15 protein-coding genes are annotated in these 17,439 nt (G+C 60.2%); 2 read left to right on the forward strand and 13 right to left on the reverse strand.

Annotation, left to right across the window (positions count from 1 at the left end; translation table 11 throughout):
* Positions 1-55: 55 nt before the first annotated feature.
* On the forward strand, positions 56-934 hold the full coding sequence (locus tag FR699_RS12965) for a glycosyltransferase family 2 protein (protein WP_158855673.1): 879 nt from the start codon (positions 56-58) through the stop codon (positions 932-934).
* A 188-nt stretch (positions 935-1,122) separates the two neighbouring features.
* On the opposite strand, the gene FR699_RS12970 is transcribed toward FR699_RS12965, so the two are convergent.
* From FR699_RS12970 to FR699_RS12995, 6 genes are all read right to left on the reverse strand, one after another.
* Positions 1,123-2,067, reverse strand: a complete 945-nt coding sequence (locus FR699_RS12970) for a hypothetical protein (RefSeq protein ID WP_158855674.1) — start codon at positions 2,065-2,067, stop codon at positions 1,123-1,125.
* A gap of 84 nt (positions 2,068-2,151) precedes the next feature.
* Positions 2,152-3,573 (reverse strand): sulfatase, encoded by a 1,422-nt coding sequence (locus FR699_RS12975; RefSeq protein WP_158855675.1) that lies wholly within the window; start codon positions 3,571-3,573, stop codon positions 2,152-2,154.
* A gap of 109 nt (positions 3,574-3,682) precedes the next feature.
* The gene (locus FR699_RS12980) at positions 3,683-5,212 is read right to left on the reverse strand and encodes a flippase (RefSeq protein WP_158855676.1); all 1,530 of its coding nucleotides are present in this window, start codon (positions 5,210-5,212) and stop codon (positions 3,683-3,685) included.
* A 10-nt stretch (positions 5,213-5,222) separates the two neighbouring features.
* A complete protein-coding gene (locus FR699_RS12985; protein ID WP_158855677.1) occupies positions 5,223-6,002 on the reverse strand; it encodes an FkbM family methyltransferase in 780 nt (259 codons plus the stop codon).
* Between the two features lie 2 nt (positions 6,003-6,004).
* Entirely contained in the window at positions 6,005-7,243 is a 1,239-nt protein-coding gene (locus FR699_RS12990; RefSeq protein WP_158855678.1) for a glycosyltransferase family 2 protein, read from the reverse strand.
* A 238-nt stretch (positions 7,244-7,481) separates the two neighbouring features.
* A complete protein-coding gene (locus FR699_RS12995) occupies positions 7,482-8,507 on the reverse strand; it encodes a DUF1616 domain-containing protein (protein WP_158855679.1) in 1,026 nt (341 codons plus the stop codon).
* Positions 8,508-8,889: 382 nt separating this feature from the next.
* Here FR699_RS12995 and FR699_RS13000 point away from each other — a divergent pair, with 382 nt between their 5' ends.
* Positions 8,890-9,735: a TrmB family transcriptional regulator gene (locus tag FR699_RS13000; RefSeq protein ID WP_158855680.1), complete on the forward strand. Its 846-nt coding sequence runs from the start codon at positions 8,890-8,892 to the stop codon at positions 9,733-9,735.
* 61 nt (positions 9,736-9,796) lie between these two features.
* Here the strand turns inward: FR699_RS13000 and FR699_RS13005 are convergent, their stop codons facing one another.
* From FR699_RS13005 to FR699_RS13035, 7 genes are all read right to left on the reverse strand, one after another.
* Entirely contained in the window at positions 9,797-10,795 is a 999-nt protein-coding gene (locus FR699_RS13005) for an NAD(P)-dependent oxidoreductase (protein WP_158855681.1), read from the reverse strand.
* Entirely contained in the window at positions 10,792-11,751 is a 960-nt protein-coding gene (locus tag FR699_RS13010; RefSeq protein WP_158855682.1) for an NAD(P)-dependent oxidoreductase, read from the reverse strand. The genes FR699_RS13005 and FR699_RS13010 overlap by 4 nt, the downstream gene beginning before the upstream one ends.
* A complete protein-coding gene (locus FR699_RS13015) occupies positions 11,744-12,919 on the reverse strand; it encodes an NAD-dependent epimerase/dehydratase family protein (protein ID WP_158855683.1) in 1,176 nt (391 codons plus the stop codon). Before FR699_RS13015 ends, FR699_RS13010 begins: the two co-directional genes overlap by 8 nt.
* Before the next feature lie 140 nt (positions 12,920-13,059).
* Positions 13,060-14,865, reverse strand: coding sequence for a glutamine--fructose-6-phosphate transaminase (isomerizing) (gene glmS, locus FR699_RS13020; RefSeq protein ID WP_158855684.1), 1,806 nt, complete (start codon positions 14,863-14,865; stop codon positions 13,060-13,062).
* Positions 14,865-16,058, reverse strand: coding sequence for a sugar phosphate nucleotidyltransferase (locus FR699_RS13025; protein ID WP_154552398.1), 1,194 nt, complete (start codon positions 16,056-16,058; stop codon positions 14,865-14,867). Before FR699_RS13025 ends, glmS begins: the two co-directional genes overlap by 1 nt.
* A gap of 54 nt (positions 16,059-16,112) precedes the next feature.
* The gene (locus FR699_RS13030; protein WP_158855685.1) at positions 16,113-16,979 is read right to left on the reverse strand and encodes a CheF family chemotaxis protein; all 867 of its coding nucleotides are present in this window, start codon (positions 16,977-16,979) and stop codon (positions 16,113-16,115) included.
* 179 nt (positions 16,980-17,158) lie between these two features.
* Positions 17,159-17,439 (reverse strand): PGF-CTERM sorting domain-containing protein (locus FR699_RS13035; RefSeq protein WP_158855686.1); only part of this gene is annotated, 281 nt, incomplete at its 5' end.

The following is a 17,439-nucleotide window of genomic DNA, read 5'->3' on the forward strand; positions in this document are numbered from 1 at the left end:
TCGATCGACAAGCTTCATACCGTGCTCGCTGCTATTCGCGGCATGAGTGGTCGCTGTGACGGAGTTTGAAACCTCTCCCCCTCTCGTCTCGATCGTCACCCCGTCGTACAATCAGGCGCAGTTCATCGAGGAGACGATACAGTCGGTCGCCCGACAGCGATACTCGAACGTCGAACACATCGTGGTCGACGGTGAGTCCGACGACGGCACGCTCGAGATTCTCGAGGCATACGACGACGAGATCACGTGGATCTCGGAACCCGACGAGGGGCAGTCCGACGCCATCAACAAGGGCTTCGAGATGGCGTCCGGTGACATCGTGGGATGGCTCAACTCCGACGACGTGTACTTCGACCGCGGTGTGCTCGGTCGCGTCGTCGGGTACTTCGATCAGTTCGAAGCGGACGTCGTCTACGGCGACATGGCACTCCTGGATGCGGATTCGAACGTGCTGAAGTTGCAGGTCGTCCCCGACTTCGATTACGACCGGTTACTGCTGAAGTGTTTCATCGAACAGCCCAGCCTGTTCTTCGGTGGGCACGTCCTCGAAGACGAGCGGTTGGACACCGACCGCGAGTACGTCATGGACTACGAGTTCTGGCTCAGGCTGGCACGGGACTACGAGTTCCGTCACGTCGATGACGTGCTGGCAGGCGACCGGAACCACAGCGAGCGGAAGATCCTGGACCAGCGCGACGCGATGCAGGCCGAGGCCGAGGAGCTACGAGCCGAATACGGTGGGCCGACTGGGGCCGAACTGGCACGGCGACGGAAGATCGATGTCGTTCGGTCCGGCGTTCCGCGGGCGATGACGGCGGCCACGAGAACGATCGAGTGCTACTGGAATACCCCGGACCTCGCCTTCGATGGGGCTCTTAAGTCGCTACCGAGCATGCTCCGGAACATCTCACGACCGAACCGGGAGTTGCTGTGAGGAAAACATGCCGTAGGAAATATCGTCTCGACCCTTACAGGCTAGTTCTCTCAGAGATCCTGTTGTCTCATTTCCGGAATCGCTGCCCCATGGGGTCATGCGCACATCGGGAGCCAAAGCACCTACGTCGAGCTGAAAGAGAGGATGCTTATCCTTTGTGGTACGGTGAAATCAAATCACTTGCTGTCTCACATGTAGCCTAGGTTTTCGAGGTGCTCTTTCGCTTTCTCGTCTAATTCGTCGCGTTCCTTCTCGTCGTATTCGACGGAGCGATCTTCATTGACTATCTCGCGCCGAGGGCCGTTTTCATGGACCAACCATGGGACTTTGACGAGTTCGTCGCAGTATATTCCGTTCGGGTGGCCATAATCACGAACGGGGATGGGTCCAACACGATCGCCGATCAATTGACCATGGTCGGCTGTGACGACGGTTTTACCCGGGAGATCTTCAAGAAGGCGCCTTGTAGCGGGGAGAACTTCCCGGAGATTCTCATTGTATGCTTGCCACAGTTCCTCGTCTGACACGTTCAGCTTTCCGTATCGTATAGCACTCCAGATATCCTCAGGAGCGTCGGAAAACCGTTTGCGACCGAATTCTCCGATAAACGGAATGTGTGGCTGAATGAAGTGGACGACGAGACGTTTGTTCGGATACGAATCGAGTGTTTCGCGTGCCTTCTGTTCCATACGGTCAGGGCTGACTCCCCATTCGCCGACGTCGATCGAGTCTTCCCACGCGTCGATGACGGCATGGAGATTGTGGTTCAGTTCGTCGTTTAGTACCGAGTTCCGGTACAGCATCGTCGTTCCTGTCACGTAGACCGTGTCTGAAAGGTCACTTTCAGGAAGGCACCCGCGGAGGAACTCCGGGGTACATGCACCGCGGGATTCTATGGTGGAAAGGTCACCTATCAGAGAGATGTTGTCTTCTTCCAGTACTCTCGATAGCGTGTCGAAGCGGCATGCGTCTAGAATGATGAGATTGTCCCAATCCTGTTCGAAGAAATTCGGTGCAGTACGGTTGTAGTCCCACGTTCGGAGACGGGTGTAGTAGAGACGATTGAGTTCGGTGACTACTTCGATCGGGTTCTCGAGTGCTAGACGGAGATCTGAAAGGGAGTACGGAAGCATCAATATCAGATCATCCGTGAATCAGTTAAATCCTTTCTTATCATTATATTATCGTATGTCCCCATTCGATTCTACCTCTGGCTGTTATCGATACCCGAGTTGCTTGAGGCGACGCTTAGTGTCTGTGTCAATTTGAATCGAATCCTGTTCGCTCGATTTCTGACACGGGGCAAAGGTCATGTTCTCTTCTAGGGTTTCTCGTGCCTCTTCACGTGACACACTTTGCGTCCCTCCTGAGACCTCGACTTGGAGGACTTGCTCTTTGCAGTCGTACGATCCCACCCACCCACCGAAATACGCCGTTTCACATCCGTCGAGTGGGACATCTATCCCTTTGGATACCACGTCTTCACGTTCGTTGTCTCTGACTCCAAACGACTGGCAAATCGGCACTAGTCCGTCACTGGCTGGTCGGTTTGGAAAGTCCGCGGGAGGTTCTGCATCCCCATCTACTGTCGCAATAGTCTCAATGTAGTCGTATAACTCTGCGACTGAGAGAGGCCTGTTATCCTCTCTGGCCGGTAAAAGTGCCTTGTCTTGTGAATAGACAACGAGCGGTACTTTCACGAGCGCGTCACTAAGGAAATATCCATGACCCCAAAATCCGTTTTCGCCCAGCGCTTGTCCGTGGTCGCTGGTGATGATGACGATCGTATCCTCGAGGATGTTGTTTTGATCAAAAATGTCTATGAGCGATTCGATTCGATCATCGGCCAGCGAGACTGATGCATCATACACCCGTCGAATATCCTCTTCCTCTTTCACAATATCTGGATTGAGTAGTGAAGGGAGATTCCACACGTCCTCGAACCCATTTGGATGTATGTCCCGGTCAAGAAATGATTCGAGACGTTCCCGCTGATACGGCTCATGCACATCCATATAGTTGGTAAACATGAAAAACGGAGTATCGTCGTCATCCCGGTCAGCGAGCCACGACCTCACGTGCTCGTTCATTTCCGTTCCAGGGGCAAGTGGATACGATGAGCCGAAAAAGGAAAACCGGTTTACTGTTCGCTTGAGCGGATTGCCCTGAAATACCCAGGAAAGCGTCTTCGTGAGTGTACTCAGGGTCGAATCTTGGCCTTTCCAGGTGAGTATTCTCGGATCACCTCCATCCTCAAAAGGGAGGGTTGGAAGGACTTCCTGGAACTCGTCAAATCTCCGAGTAAATCCGAATTCGTCGCTCAACCACGGATTTGCGGAGATTCCTACGGTCTCGTAACCCGCAGACGAAAGGACTTCAGACAGTACGGGGCCGGTGTCTCCTGTAAGCACCGGCTGCCCTATGTAGGCGCCGTGTTCGCTGGGAAGGGTGCCAGTGAATAGAGATCCGTGTGCAGGAACCGTCCACGATCCAGTTGAATAGACATCTTCGAACGAACGTCCCTTTTCGGCTAGCTCTGAGAGAAACGGCATCACCTCCTTTCCTTTTTCCGTCGGGGGTGCCCGATCACTCCTGAGACAATCGACGACGACGAGGAGAATATTGGGGTGGTCGGCCATTGGTGGACCGAACGAGAGTGCAGGTCAAGTGTCTTTCTTGTTTGCTGTGACGCTATTTTGCAGATATTCGTCGCACCTGCTCCTTTCTGTCCGCCCCTCTCGTCTGGTTCTATGACTGCGGGACGAACTGTTTCAGGAACGCAAGGTCTCTATTTGTCTGCTCTTCAATTTGATTGATGATGATACGATCTTCCGGTTCGAGGCTCCGGGTAGCGACTATCGTGAGTAACTCGACCGTCGCCAACGATGTGCCGATCACCGCAAGTGCTCCGAGACCGAACGGTCCCGACGGTAGTGCCCACAGCAGTCCCACGCCGAACAGCGTTGTCGCGAAGATCGGCTTGATCGTGTTCCAGGAGAACGGGTGTCCCCCGATGTGGCGGAAAATGACGACCACCTCGACGATATTGTAACACGCAAAGCCGATCGTCGTCGCTACGGCGGCGCCGGCCAGACCGAGCCGTGGAACGAAGATCACTGTCAACACCACGTTCACAACCAGACCAACAATGGCAGAAACGAGGTCGACGCGGGTTTGATCGATCGCTTTCACTGTCGCGGCGTTCGGCCCGACGGCGACGCGAAGGAACATCCCGATTGCCAGGATAGCCAGCGGTACTTCCGCGGGTAGGTACGTCGCCGAAAAGAGAACCCGAATCACGTCGTCTGGGAACAGGACGAGAAATAGTACGAGAGGAAAGGTCGTCAGTGACACCCACTTCGTACTCACCTTGTAGATCTTTCCTAAGCCCTTGAGATCGCCGCTCTCGTAGTATTGTGTCGCGATAGGCAGGTAGAGGAAAATGAACGAGAACAAAAAGACGAGAGTCATCTGGGCGACGGGAACGACTGACTTGTAGAACCCGACGCTCTCGGCTGCCCGGAAGAATCCGATCGCAAGCACGTCGAAGTTCGTCATCAAGAGGACGAAAACTGATTGCAGCGCGAGCGGCCAGGAGAACTGCACCAGACCCCGCACTACACTTCGTTGTGGGAGGTTGCCAACAAGGGATCGAAACCCGAACCGTTGATAGATCGGGATCGTCGCTACACCTATCATCACTACCGGTAACAGGAACCAGTAACCGATACTACCGATGTAGGCGTATCCGAAGAAAGCCAACGCGAGAAATACGATCAACGAAACTGTTTGTGGAATAATGTCTCGTGCAAGTGCCGCGTCTCGCGCGTTTTCCATCCCCCGCAGCGTAGCGATCGAAATCATTGCCAGTGGTCTCGTGATGGCAACGAGAGATAGAATGGCCAGTGGAAAGGAGAGCCCGGGCTCACCGAGCAAGGCTGCCAAGTGGTGACGGGCAAAGAAAATCAACACCGTAACGACGGTGGCAAGTGGAACGACGACGAGTAGCCCCGCCTTCATAACAGCTTCCGTCGATTTTTCGGTTGCGGCCTGTCTCGAAATGCCATCGGGGATACCGACGACGATGACTCTTGCCGTCGTATCCACGATGACGTGGGCGAGCATCAACAATCCGAACTGACGGGCCGGGAGCACTCTCACGAGGGCGATGTAAGCCAAGAACGACAGGACTCGGCTACTAACGGAGGAAAACAACAGCGTACCTGCGGAACTGAGAATGGATGAGAGGCTGTCTTCGAGATCGCGTGTTTCCGTCATGTGGCCTGACTCATCTCGAAGCTATGATGACATGGATGTCGTTCCGTTCACATACGTCGGCGTATGGGCCTTTCTCTGCGAGTTCTTCGGAGACTATCTCAAAACCAAGGGTGTCTACGAGAGTGCTCCGAACTGCTTCCGTATTGTCGTGGGTTTCAACGATAATCTTTCGCGGCGACGTCGCGATGTCTTCGAGTATATCCAGTTCGGCCCCTTCACAGTCCATTTCGAGTACGTCACACTCCGACAGCTCTTCCGGAGGTACTTGGGTTGCATCCTCGGCATCCCCCGCTAATTCGAGAGCGGAGCCAACGATTGCATGTTCGACAGACACTCTGTCGTCGACTCCATTCAACTGCGCAGTCTCCCGTGTCATCTCGGCCATCTCCTTGGCGCCCTCGAAAGTAGTTACGTGACCGCTTTCGCCGACCTTCCTCGCTGCGACGACACTCGTAACTCCGATCCCTCCCCCGACGACCACGACACTATCTCCTTCTTCAGGCCACTTCCGGAGTGCTTTGACGAGTGCGTGTTCGTACTTCTCGGGATATTTGTGTCCGCCTCGGTTGGGCGGCGGGCCAATCGGGACAATACGATCGAACTTTCGGTAAGGACGGACCGTCACTTGGTTGTACTCTCGCTGTCTGTCTGATCGCGGCAACCGCCTTCGGATTCTGTCGTTGTACGGGTGTCTGAGCAGATTGTTGTAGAGGTACTTGGCGCTCCGTTTGATGAGCACCCGTGCCCCTTCTTCTTTGAATACCCGTTTGATGGATGACCAGATGGACATTTTTACCCCTCCGCCACGGTACTCATAAAGAACGACCCAAACACGGTCTGAATCCCGAGCACGATCAGCGTGAAGGCGATGACGTCGTGGGTCAACGGGGGCAATGCCACGTACCCACTCGTCAGCCACCGACCGATCAACACCACAGCGTACCCCAACCCCACCCCGAACAACACCAGTCCGACCATCGCGCCGCGTTCGAGACTCAGGTGTTCGACGATCGCATTGGTCACGACGTCGTCGGGCCGGTGGATGGGATCGCTGGCCACGGTGGCGAAGATCCCGAGACTCCCGACGTGATAGCCGACAATCGCCAACAGGCTGCCTAGGATAGCGCTCCGGACGCCAAAGTTGACTCCTTGCTGCCAGACTGGTGAGAGTCTGACTGACGGAAACGTCGCACCGATGAGAGCGAATCCCATCAGTGCCACACCGATACCGAAGAGCACGGCACCAGGGATCGAAAACAGGTACCCCGGTGCGTTGACGAGCATGAACTTGACGTGTCGCCAGCCGTCCTGGAAGCTGTTCAGTGTCGCCTCGCCCTCCCGTTCGTGGTAGGTGATCGGTACCTCGACAATCTTGAGATCTCGGCTCGCACTTTCCATGACCATCTCGCTGGCGAACTCCATGCCATCTGCGGACAGGTCCAGCCGGTCCAAGACATCCCGGCGGAACACCCGAAAGCCCGAGTGAGCGTCGCTCACGTCAGCATGATAGAAGATGTTGAGGAACGTCGTCAGTAGTGGATTGCCGAAGTACTGGTGCAACTTCGGCATCGCGCCGTCCTTGATCTCTCCTTCAAAGCGACTACCCATGCAGATGTCGGCTTCGCCCGCCCGCACCGGCTCCAGTAGCTTGGGCAGTTCCTCGAAATCGTAGGTCGTGTCGGCGTCGCCCATAACGATGTACTCGCCACGGGCACGCTCGAACGCGTAGCGATACGCGTAGCCGTAGCCCCCCTCGTCCGGTTCGACGACACGGGCACCCATCTCGCGGCCGATCTCCGGCGTCCGGTCGGTCGAGCTATCACTCAAGACGATCTCGCCCGGCAGTTCGACCGACTCGAACGCTGATTTCGTCCATTCGATACACTCCTCGATCCCGCCTTCCTCGTTCAGCGTCGGCATCACGACGCTGATAACCGGCTCACGGTCGTCGTCGGCGGTAACGAAGTACGATTCCGCCGTTGACTGTTCCTTTGTAGGACGCTGACTCGGAGGTTGTGCTTCGGCGTTCATAGCAGTCAATCAGAACTGCCGCGCGTCGCCCCATCGTGTGCCCGGATCGGTTCCGTGCCACACTCCACACAAACGTATCGACTGCCCACAGTCTTGACAACTGGCGCATTACACGCGAGGCACTTGAGGCGAGAGGCACGAACTGTTTCCGGATAAGAGGGCATGTATTGTAGATGTGACGGTCATTTTATTTAAGCATGTCTCATCAATGCATCAGAACCACGCTACCTGAAAAATGTCAATCAGATTGGCTCGTCACGTTCACGAAAAGATGATTCTCCCTGTAAGCGTTCTCGATCGTCGGCTCCGTCGGCGGATCGCCACGGTACAGCAGGAAGGCAAGTCGCAAGTCCTCTCCGGTCATCGTCGGTTGCACCCCATACCGTTGCTGCCAGGTGCCGTTCGCTTGGATGCTCGCCGTGAGTCGATCGAGTTCCTGTTCCTCCAGGACAGTCGTCGTGTTCCCCTCGCGTTCGACCCGCTGTAACGCGACCACCACCGTGTAGTCCATCGGCTCGTGTTCGTGGTTGCCGATCCCGACGACCAGTGGCTTCGACTCGCCGACGGTGACGTTCTGCGGGTAGTTGTCGGCCACAAGTTCACCGCCGTCTCCATCGTTGAGTACATAGAGTTCGGTGAAGGCCTCGCCTTGTTTGGGAACCATCACTCCGTAGGCCACACTCGCCGTCGCAAGGAGCACACTCAACACCAACAAGACGTTCAACGCTGCGTCGGTCCGCGAGTCCGGCTCGAACAACCCCGATTGCCCCGACTCGAGCCACGCTCGATAGGGCACGTCCAGACGCTCCTCGGCCGGTAACCGTCTACGCCGATGGGCTGCCACGGCGACGAACGCCATCGTCAGCGCCGTCAACGACACGACGATCGGTCCCAGTCGGATCCCCCAGGGCGTGAAGTTCAGCACCAGTCCCGTCAGTGGGACGATCGCGATCGAGAGCCCGAACGACAGCGCAACCCGCTCGATCCCGTCGATCCCGGCTCGATCCGTCACGCTCGCGTCGCGTTCGTCCCCGTCCATCGCTGTTCCGCCGACTTCCGGGAATAGCGCGGCGACGAAGGCGTAGCCCGGGACGAACAGCACGAATGCAAGCCCGAAGAGGACACGGAGCGGTGTCTCGTTGAGAACTGGCACGAAGACGAACACGACCGTCAGCACGACCAAAAGGCACATCGCGGCCAGATCGGCAGGGAGCCGTCTGATCGATTCTGGAACCAACAGCCGCCAGTCGGGACCGTCGACCATCAGGACGTAGTCCGCGGGTCGCGATGAAAAGCCACCCGGTCTTGCCCCGATACGCAAATCCGCAGCAATTCAGTCGCCCCGTCTTCAATTCGGTTCCGACGACCCGCCCACTGTCAAAGCCGGTCCCCCGACTGAGGGCAGAACCTCCCATCTCCTCTTCAACGCGGGCGGGAATGAAAGTGGCCGATCGCTCGGTCCGTCCCGGACGACTTGAGCACGCGAGCGTTGGGAGCGTGCACAGCGAGGCCCCGACGGTCAAGCGGGGGCTTTCAGAATAACCTTTCCTCGACACGAATCCCCATCCGGACATACCTGCCGTCCTGGACCTGCACACCACCGCGCGAGCGTACCCTTAATTGCCGTCCGGGCAAACGCTCCGCCAATGACCGACGACAGCGCCCAACAGCTGTTCGATCGCCTCGACCTCCGGGAGTACGAGGCCACGGCCTTGCGACAGCTGCTGACGGTCGGGCGGACGACGGCCCCGAATCTCGCGGAGGGGACGGGGATCCCGCGGGCCAGGATCTACGAGGTACTCGCGACCCTCGCGGACGCCGGGTACGTCAAGGAGGTCCCCGGCCGTCCCAAGGAGTACGAGGCCAAACACCCCGAGGCGATCGTCGAGCGGGCCATCGAGAATCGACGGCAATCCTTCGAGACGTTCCGGGAGGACGTTCAGTCCCTCCGTGCCCCCTTCCTCGAGGAATTCGGCCCACTCTACGAACGAGCCAGCGGGGACGTCACGCCCACGGAGGACCTCTTTCACGTCGTCGACGTCGGCCAGCCAAGCGAAACCGAAACGCGCCAACTTTATGCCGATGCCGAGGACGAAATCTGTGTCCTCACCAAGGGCTTTGAGTACTTCGAGGCGATCGAACCGGCCTTCGCCGACGCCTACGCGCGTGACGTCTCGATACGCGTGCTCTTGCTCGATCCGGCCTCCCTCTCTGAGACCAACCGAGACATTCAAGCTGCTGTCATCGACCGACTCCAGAGTGAGTACCCGGCCGTCGAGGTACGATTCAGCAACGAGGCCCTCCCCTGGCGCGGGACGCTCGTCGATCCGAGCATGGACTACGAGACCGGGACGGCGATCGTCCTCGTCGAGGAAAAAGACGTTCCGCTGTCGATGCGCCAGGCGGCCGTCACCGAGAACGGTTCGTTCGTCGCCGGGCTCGGTCGATACTTCGAGTTGATCTGGGGCCACGACAGTACGCCCGTCACGTGAGTGTGCAAACGGCCAGCAGGGGATTTCGGAGTGACGACGGACCGTACCCTGTCGAAAATCCTCACTCGACTTCGCGTTCCACAGCGTCTCGAACTGTCTCCTCGATCGAGTGGCGGATCTCCCAGCCCAGCGTCTCGCGGGCAGCCGACGTATCGACGCCGAACTCTTCTACGAGCGTCTCATCGCCGGCCCGCGGATTCTCGACGAGTTCGACAGCGGGATCGAAGCCGTACTCCCGGGCAATCGCCTGCACCCGTTCGGCGACCGTCCGGACGCTCGGGTCCTCCTCGCTGGCGAGTTCGTAGGTTTCGACGCCGGTCTCGCCTGCCGCCAACTGGTCGGCCAGTCGCTCGGCACTCCGAACGTAGGCTCGCGCGATGTCCTTGACGTGGATGTAGTTACGCGCCTGCGTTCCCGGTTCGTAGACCGTCAGCGTCTCGTCGGCGAGCGCTCGATCGAGGAAGAAGTTGATCACGGTTCCCTTCGAGACGACCTGCTGGCCAACCGCGTGGCTGCCATAGAGGTTCGACTTCAAGAAGAGATGGGCCGGAAAGGCCCCTTCAGCGTAGGTCTCGATCGCCCGCTCGTTGAGGAGCTTCGAGCGGCCATACCAGTTCATCGGATCGCGGGGATGATCGGCGGTGATCGGGAACGACTCGGGGGTGCCCAGCACGGCCATACTGAACGGAAAGATCAGCGCTGCCCCGTGTTTCCGGCAGAACCAGGCGACGTTCTCGGTCCCGTAGACGTTGGTCTCGTAGGCCAGGTCGGCCTGCTCCTTGCAGTCCTCGACGCCGCTGATCGCCGCCAGGTGCATCACGACGTCGCTCCCAGAGAGTGCATCTTCCAGTCGCCGTCGATCGCGGACGTCGACGTGCTGGACGGTCACGTCCCCGATCTCCCGGACGTCGCCGAGATAGAAGTTGTCGATCGCCGTGAGTTCCCAGTCGGGATGGGCGGCCTGTAATCGATCGACGACGCGCGAGCCGATGAAGCCGGCTGCGCCCGTCACGGTGATCGAAAGCGGTTCCCCAGGGTCGAAATCGCTCGCTTCAGTCATGTGTTGATCTCCTGTCGGTCGCGAAGGACGGCGGCGAGATCCCGGACGCCCTCCCGGAGCGTCCATTCGGGCTCGAAGCCAGTCTCGGCCAGGCGGTCGAAGTTCACGTGATAGGAGGGACCGGGGTGTTCGTCTTCGAGGTAGGTTACGTCGACGGGTGCGACTGCCTCGCTGACGATCTCGGCGATCTCGCTGATGCGGTAGTTGCCGTCTTCACTGCCGACGTTGTAGACGGTCTGTGGCCAGGCCTCGGGGTGGCGGGCGGCGTGGCCGAACGCGCGGGCGGCGTCGCTGACGTGGATGAACGGTCGCCAGTTGCTCCCGTCGCCGTAGACTGTCAGCGGCCGCCCGGTCAGCGCCCGGAAGACGAAGTGGTTGACCACGAGATTAAAGCGCACGCCGGGGGCGTACCCGTAGTTGGTACTCATTCGCAGGGCTGTCGCGCTCGCGCCGTTTTCGTTGGCGAACTCGGCAACGAGTTTCTCGGCGGCGACTTTCGCTTCGGCGTAGGGATTCAGCGGGTCCTGCTCGGTCGTCTCGTCGATATCGGTGGCGGCCGCGCGGCCGTAGTTGTTACACGAGGAGGAAAAGACGAGGTTCTCGACGCCGAGTTTCCGGGCCGCAGTGACGACGTTTTCCGTCCCCTCGAAGTTGACTGCCATCGTCTCTTCCCGGCGGTCGTGGGTACTCGCTGCGCCGGTGATCGCCGCGAGGTGGATCACGCGATCGACGCCACGCATCGCGCTCTCGACGTCGCCGTACTCCCGGACGTCACCACGCCGGAACGCCAGGTCGCCGTCGACGTGGGCTTCGAGTAAGTGGCGTGGCGACCCGCTTGCAAGGGAGTCGAGCACCACAATCTGGCCGACGTCCTCGGCGTCGGCGAGCAGCGGGAGTAGCGCACTCCCGACGTATCCCAGCCCGCCGGTCACGAGGACGTCCCGGGGCTCACTCATCGTCGGTCAACACGCCCGGGAGGAACCGATCTTCGTGGGCCCCAATCCGGTCGTCGTACTCGAGGAGCGTCCCGAGGATCGACCGGACGCCCTCTTCGAAGGTCGTGCCCTGACCGTCGATCAGGTCGGCGTAGCGGTCGTTCTCGATCTCCATCTTGTGGGTCTCGTCCTCGTCACGCGGGTTCTCGAAGTGCTCGACGGCGACGTCCAGCTCGTACTCGCCGGCTACCTCGGCGATCGTCTCGGCTACTTCGACGATCGAGATCGCTCGCGTCACCTGGTTGTAGACGACGTGGTCGTCGGGTCGCTCGTCGGGATCGGCGAGCGCGAGTCGTGCCAGTCCCTCCACGGCGTCGTCCAGGGCGATGAACGGCTTTCGTTGCTCGCCCTTGCCGTAGACGGTCATCGGATAGCCCGCGATCGCCTGGGCCCCAAAGCGGTGGGCGACGACGCCGAAGTAGTAATCGAAGTCAAAGCGCGTGGCAAGCCGCGGGTCGGCGGCGGTCTCTTCGGTCTCGGTCCCGTAGGTAATCGCCGTTCGGACGTCCGAGATGGGGATGTCGAACTGGGAGTGGGCCAGGCGCATGTTTGCCGCGTCGTGTGACTTCGTGAGGTGGTACCAGCTGCCCGCCATCGCCGGGAAGGGCACCTCGTCTTCCTCGCCCTGATTTTCCATCGTCGCTCCGCCCTCGGGGATCGGGAACTCGGGAGCGCCGTAGACGCCGGTGGTCGTCGTCTCGATGAAGTGGGTGTCAGTTAGATCGGCTTCCTCCAGGCCCCACAGCAGGTTTCGCGTCGCCTGCATGTTGTTGTGCTGGGTGTAGTTGGCCCGCTCGCCGTTGATCTGGGAGTAGGGTGCGGAGGGCTGGGCCGCCGTGTGCACGATCGCATCGGGTTCGTGGACGGCCAGCAGTTCCTCGACGAAGGATTTCTCGGTGAGATCGCCCTCGACAAAGGAGAGATTCTGCACGCCGTGGACAGCTTCGGCGGCCTCGATGCGCTCGTCGATGGACGCGATCGGGACGCCACTGACAGCGCCGACCTCTTCGACCCATTCGCGGCGCGCGAAGTTGTCCACGATGAGTACGCGGTCGTCGCTTCGAGTCGCGATCCGCAGGGCGGTCGGCCACCCGAGGTAGCCGTCGCCGCCGGTGACGAGTATCGTCATATGTTACTCATGGCGTGAGTAACTGTCTGCATAAGTCTTCCCGTTCGGGGGCTCCGTCCGGGCTTCGGGGCGACACGGAATGGGCGTGCGGAGCACTGCCCCCACACAATGAACCTCGTTGAAGCCGCTGTCGTGGGCAGCTACTCCACAGTTACGCTCTTGGCCAGGTTCCGCGGTTTGTCGATCGGCCGGCCCAGTTTCGCGGCGGTGTGGTAGGCTGCCAATTGGAGCTGGACGTTCGCTACCACGGCCGCGGTCTGGGGCGAGCTTTCGGGAATCGAGAGGACGTGATCGGCGTACCGGGAGACGTCGCTCACCCCGTCGGTTACTGCGACGACGGGCGCGCCCCGCGCTTCGACCTCTTTGACGTTCCCGATCGTCTTTTGGGCGCGTTCGTCCTCACCGGTCACCACGGCGAAGACGGGTGTCTCACTCGTTACGAGCGCCAGGGGGCCGTGTTTCAACTCCCCGGCCGCGAACCCTTCGGCGTGTTTGTACGTGATCTCTTTCATCTTCAGTGCCCCTTCCAGGGCGACCGGATACTGGTGGCCACGCCCGATGAAGAAATAGGCCTCGCTGTCGAGGTACTGTTCGGCGACGGCCGCTGCGTTGGACTCATCGAGGACTTGCTGGACGTCAGCGGGGACGTCCCGCAACGCCGCGATCGCCTCTCGATCGTCCTTGCTTGGGGCCATGCCGATCGACAGTGTGTTCAGCGCCACGAGCTGGGAGGCGAAGGTCTTGGTCGCGGCGACGCCGATCTCCGGGCCGGCTTTGATGTAGAAGGCATCGTCACACTCCCGGGCGGCGGTCGACCCGACGACGTTCGTCACTGCGAGTGTCCGCGCACCGCGGGCGCGTGCCCCACGCAGTGCCGACAGCGTGTCGGCCGTCTCCCCACTCTGGGTCACCCCGATCACCAGTTCGTCACCGATCGGTGGCGTCCCGGTCGCATATTCGTGAGCCAGGTACGCCTGGGCCGGAACGCCTGCGGCCCGGAACAACTGCGCGCCGTACAGCGCCGCGTGGTAGCTCGTTCCCGCGGCGACGAGGTGGACGCCATGTGGGTTGAGATACGCCAGATCACCGATATCGACCGTACCGTCGAGTTCGTCGACTCGTTCCGAAAGACACTGTCGCAACGCCCTGGGTTGCTCGTTGATCTCCTTTTGCATGAAGTGATCGTAGCCGGCCTTGCCCGTCTCCTCGGGATCCCACTCGACGGTGTCGACGGCCTTCTCGACGGGCTCGCCGGCCAGGGTCGTCACGGTCCACCCGTCGGGTTCGAGACGAGTGAACTCGCCGTCGTTCAGGTACACCACCCGATCAGTGTGTTCTCGGAACGCCGGGACGTCACTGGCCAGGTAATAATGGTGGTCGCCCCCCGCAGTCTCGTCGAGTCCCAGTACGAGCGGCGAGTCGTGTCTGGCGGCAAAGATCGCGTCACACCCACTGATCACTGCTGCGACAGCGAAACTTCCCTCAAGCTGATCGACGGCCTGCCTGACGGCCGCCTCCGGGGCGGCCCCGCCCGCGAGTTCCGTCTCGATCAGATGGGGCACGACCTCGGTGTCAGTGTCGCTCTCGAAGGTGTGGCCCTCGGCCTCCAGTTGCTCCCGCAGTGCCTGGTAGTTCTCGATGATTCCATTGTGGACGACAGCGACGTCGCTAGTACAATCGACGTGGGGATGGGCGTTCTCGTCGGTCGGCGGACCGTGGGTACTCCAGCGCGTATGGCCGATCCCGACCGCTCCGTCCGGCGTGTTTCCTTGCACGGTCGAAACGAGCTCGTCGATCGTCCCTGCCTGTTTGACGACATCGACACTGCCGTTGGCGACGGCGACGCCTGCCGAGTCGTATCCACGGTACTCCAGGGTCGAGAGTCCTTCGAGCAACACGTCGGTCGTGTCGGCGCCGTGGCCCACGCACCCGATGATCCCACACATTACCGACGCACCTCCGCGTTTGCGGGCACGCGACCGCTGACGGTGACGCCGGTTGCCAGATAGGCATTCGGCCCGACCAGCGTGCCGGGATCGACTGTCACCCCGCCGTCGGCCTGTACACGGTCGGCAAGCAGCGCACCGAGCGGCCGATCACGGAAGATTTCGTCGCCGACCTCGACCGATCCGGGACCGCCAGGGACGACGCTGCCAGCCCCCACTTGCACGTTCTGGCCGGTGACGGTGTCGAGTAGCGTGCTACCGGGGCCGACGCGCGTATCGTCATCGAGGACGGACCGACCGACTGTCGCGTTCGCTTCCACGGTAACGTTCCGGCCGAGTGCCACTGTCGGCCCGAGCACTGCGCCTGGCCCGACTTCGCTGTCCGGGCCAATCACCGCCGGTGGCCGGACAGTCGCCGTTTCGTGGACGCGGGCGCTGTCTGCGATCCAGACACCCCGTCTTTGCTCGGGGAGAGCGGAGATACCTCTTCTCAACACTTCCCCTGTCAACTCGAGGAGATCCCACGGATACGTGGCGTCGACCCAACTCCCGTCCGTTTCGACTGCCTCTATTCGTTCGTCCTCGAGTACGTGACTGAGGGGCTCGGTCAGGCCCAGTTCACCGTGGGTCCGGGGCGTCGATTCGATGATGTCGAAAATATCCTGTTCGAACGCATAGACGCCTGCGTTGATCAGTCGATAGTCGTCGGCGTCGGGCTTTTCGACAATATCAGTGACTATTTCTCCGTCGACTTCGACGGCACCGTACTCGTGGGGATTCGGACCGTCCAAGACGGCCAGTGTCCCGAGTGCCTGACTGGTCTCGAAGGCAGTACTGACAGCTTGGACGATCGACGGATCGATCAGCGTATCGCCGTTGACGACGAGGAACGACCCTCCGACAGCCGCTTTCGCTTCTAAGAGCGCGTGCCCGCTCCCGAGTTGTTTGTCCTGTCGAACGTAGGTAATCGGCCGACCGCGATAGCTGGGGCCGAAGTGATTTTGGACCCGGTCGCGTTTGTACCCGACGACGAGGACGATCTCTTCGACCCCCGTCTCGACGAGCCCATCCAGAACGTGTTCGAGGATCGGGCGGTTTCCCGCCGGTAACATTGGTTTTGGCCGGTTGCGCGTCAGCGGGCGCAGTCGGGTCCCTTCGCCGGCCGCGAGGACGACTGCCGTCTGCCTGCTCATGCCGGTGGCAAGCGTGGCTCCCGTTTGAACGTTCTGGGTACGGACACCCCACTCCTACTGATTGCCCATCTCTTCGCTTGCAACCTGGCGCCCTCGCGAGGTCATCTCGACTTCCGTCCGTTCGCGAATCGTCTCGATGACGTCGAGTTCGATCAACCGGTCGAAGATCTCTTCGACCTCTTCGACATCCGTCTCGACGAAATCCGGCAGATCGAACGGGGAGACACCCGAGTGCAGCGCCATGATAACTTGCTGTTCGACCGGAGAAAGGTCGAGATTCGCCTGGTTGCGTTCTGCACCCTCTTGGAGTACCTCTTGAAGAATCGTGACCTGCTTGGCCTCGCCCGTGAGGTGGGTCTCGACACTCGTGCCGTCTTCGTCGGTATGCTCGACCTCGAACACGCGCCGTTCTGTCCCATTGACCTGCTGGTCGTCGCTCTCGACGTCGCCGATATCGTCCCGGCCGATCGTGACGTACTGGCCATCTTCTATCGCCAGTTGGATCGCTTCGTCGGTGAGTTTCACCTTCGCGCGCTGCCATTCGGTCCCCTGTACGACGCCGCCTTTGACTGCCGGGTGCTGGACGTACAGGATCGTGTTGTCGATGAAGGCGCGATAGAGATCGGTCTCGAACTCGTCTTGTTCCGGGGCGCGCAGGAGGAGGACGTCGTCGTTTTCGATTCGCACGGTGACGTAACTAGCGACGCCGGCTGCGTTCTGGTTGACGTCGTATCGGCCACCGACATCGCTGATCGCGTCCAGTGGAATCGTCCGCTTCTCGTCGGTGACGAGGACGATCCGGGCCGTCGTAATCACGATCCGACATTGCGTCCAGTCGGCGTCCTGGACGTCACGCCCATTCTGGACTGCTTCCAGAAACTGGCCCCGGTCGTCCATCAATTTCCGTTCGCCTTCACTCATGCCCGGGTTCGTACGCGGCGCTATGCTGGCCAGTGGATTAGGACTTACGGCCACTTCGCGGGCGGCCGTCCCGACACGCTGCCGGGTGCCGTCGCTCGTGTGGGTCAAAAAATGAAAAACCGCGCGGCAAATCGAGACCGCTTTCGGCGGTTAGTCGTCGTTAGTGCCGATCAGGTGCGTTACTGGTCGCGGCGGACCGCGAGCAGTGCAGCGCCGATCAGCGCCAGCACAGCGAGCACAGCCGTGAAGCCAGGCCCGCTCGTGGTGGTCGTCTCGGTTTCCGTTTCGGTTTCCGTCATGGTTGCGGTCTCCGTTTCGGTTGCCGTTTCGGTCTCGGTTGCCGTTTCGGTTGCCGTTTCGGTCTCGGTTGCCGTTTCGGTTGCCGTCTCAGTTTCCGTTTCGGTTGCCGTTTCCGTTGCGGTTTCCGTCGGGATCGTGACGTTTGCAGCGTCCGTCACGG

The sequence above is a fragment of the Halorhabdus sp. CUG00001 genome (genome assembly GCF_009797925.1).
Lineage (GTDB): Archaea > Halobacteriota > Halobacteria > Halobacteriales > Haloarculaceae > Halorhabdus.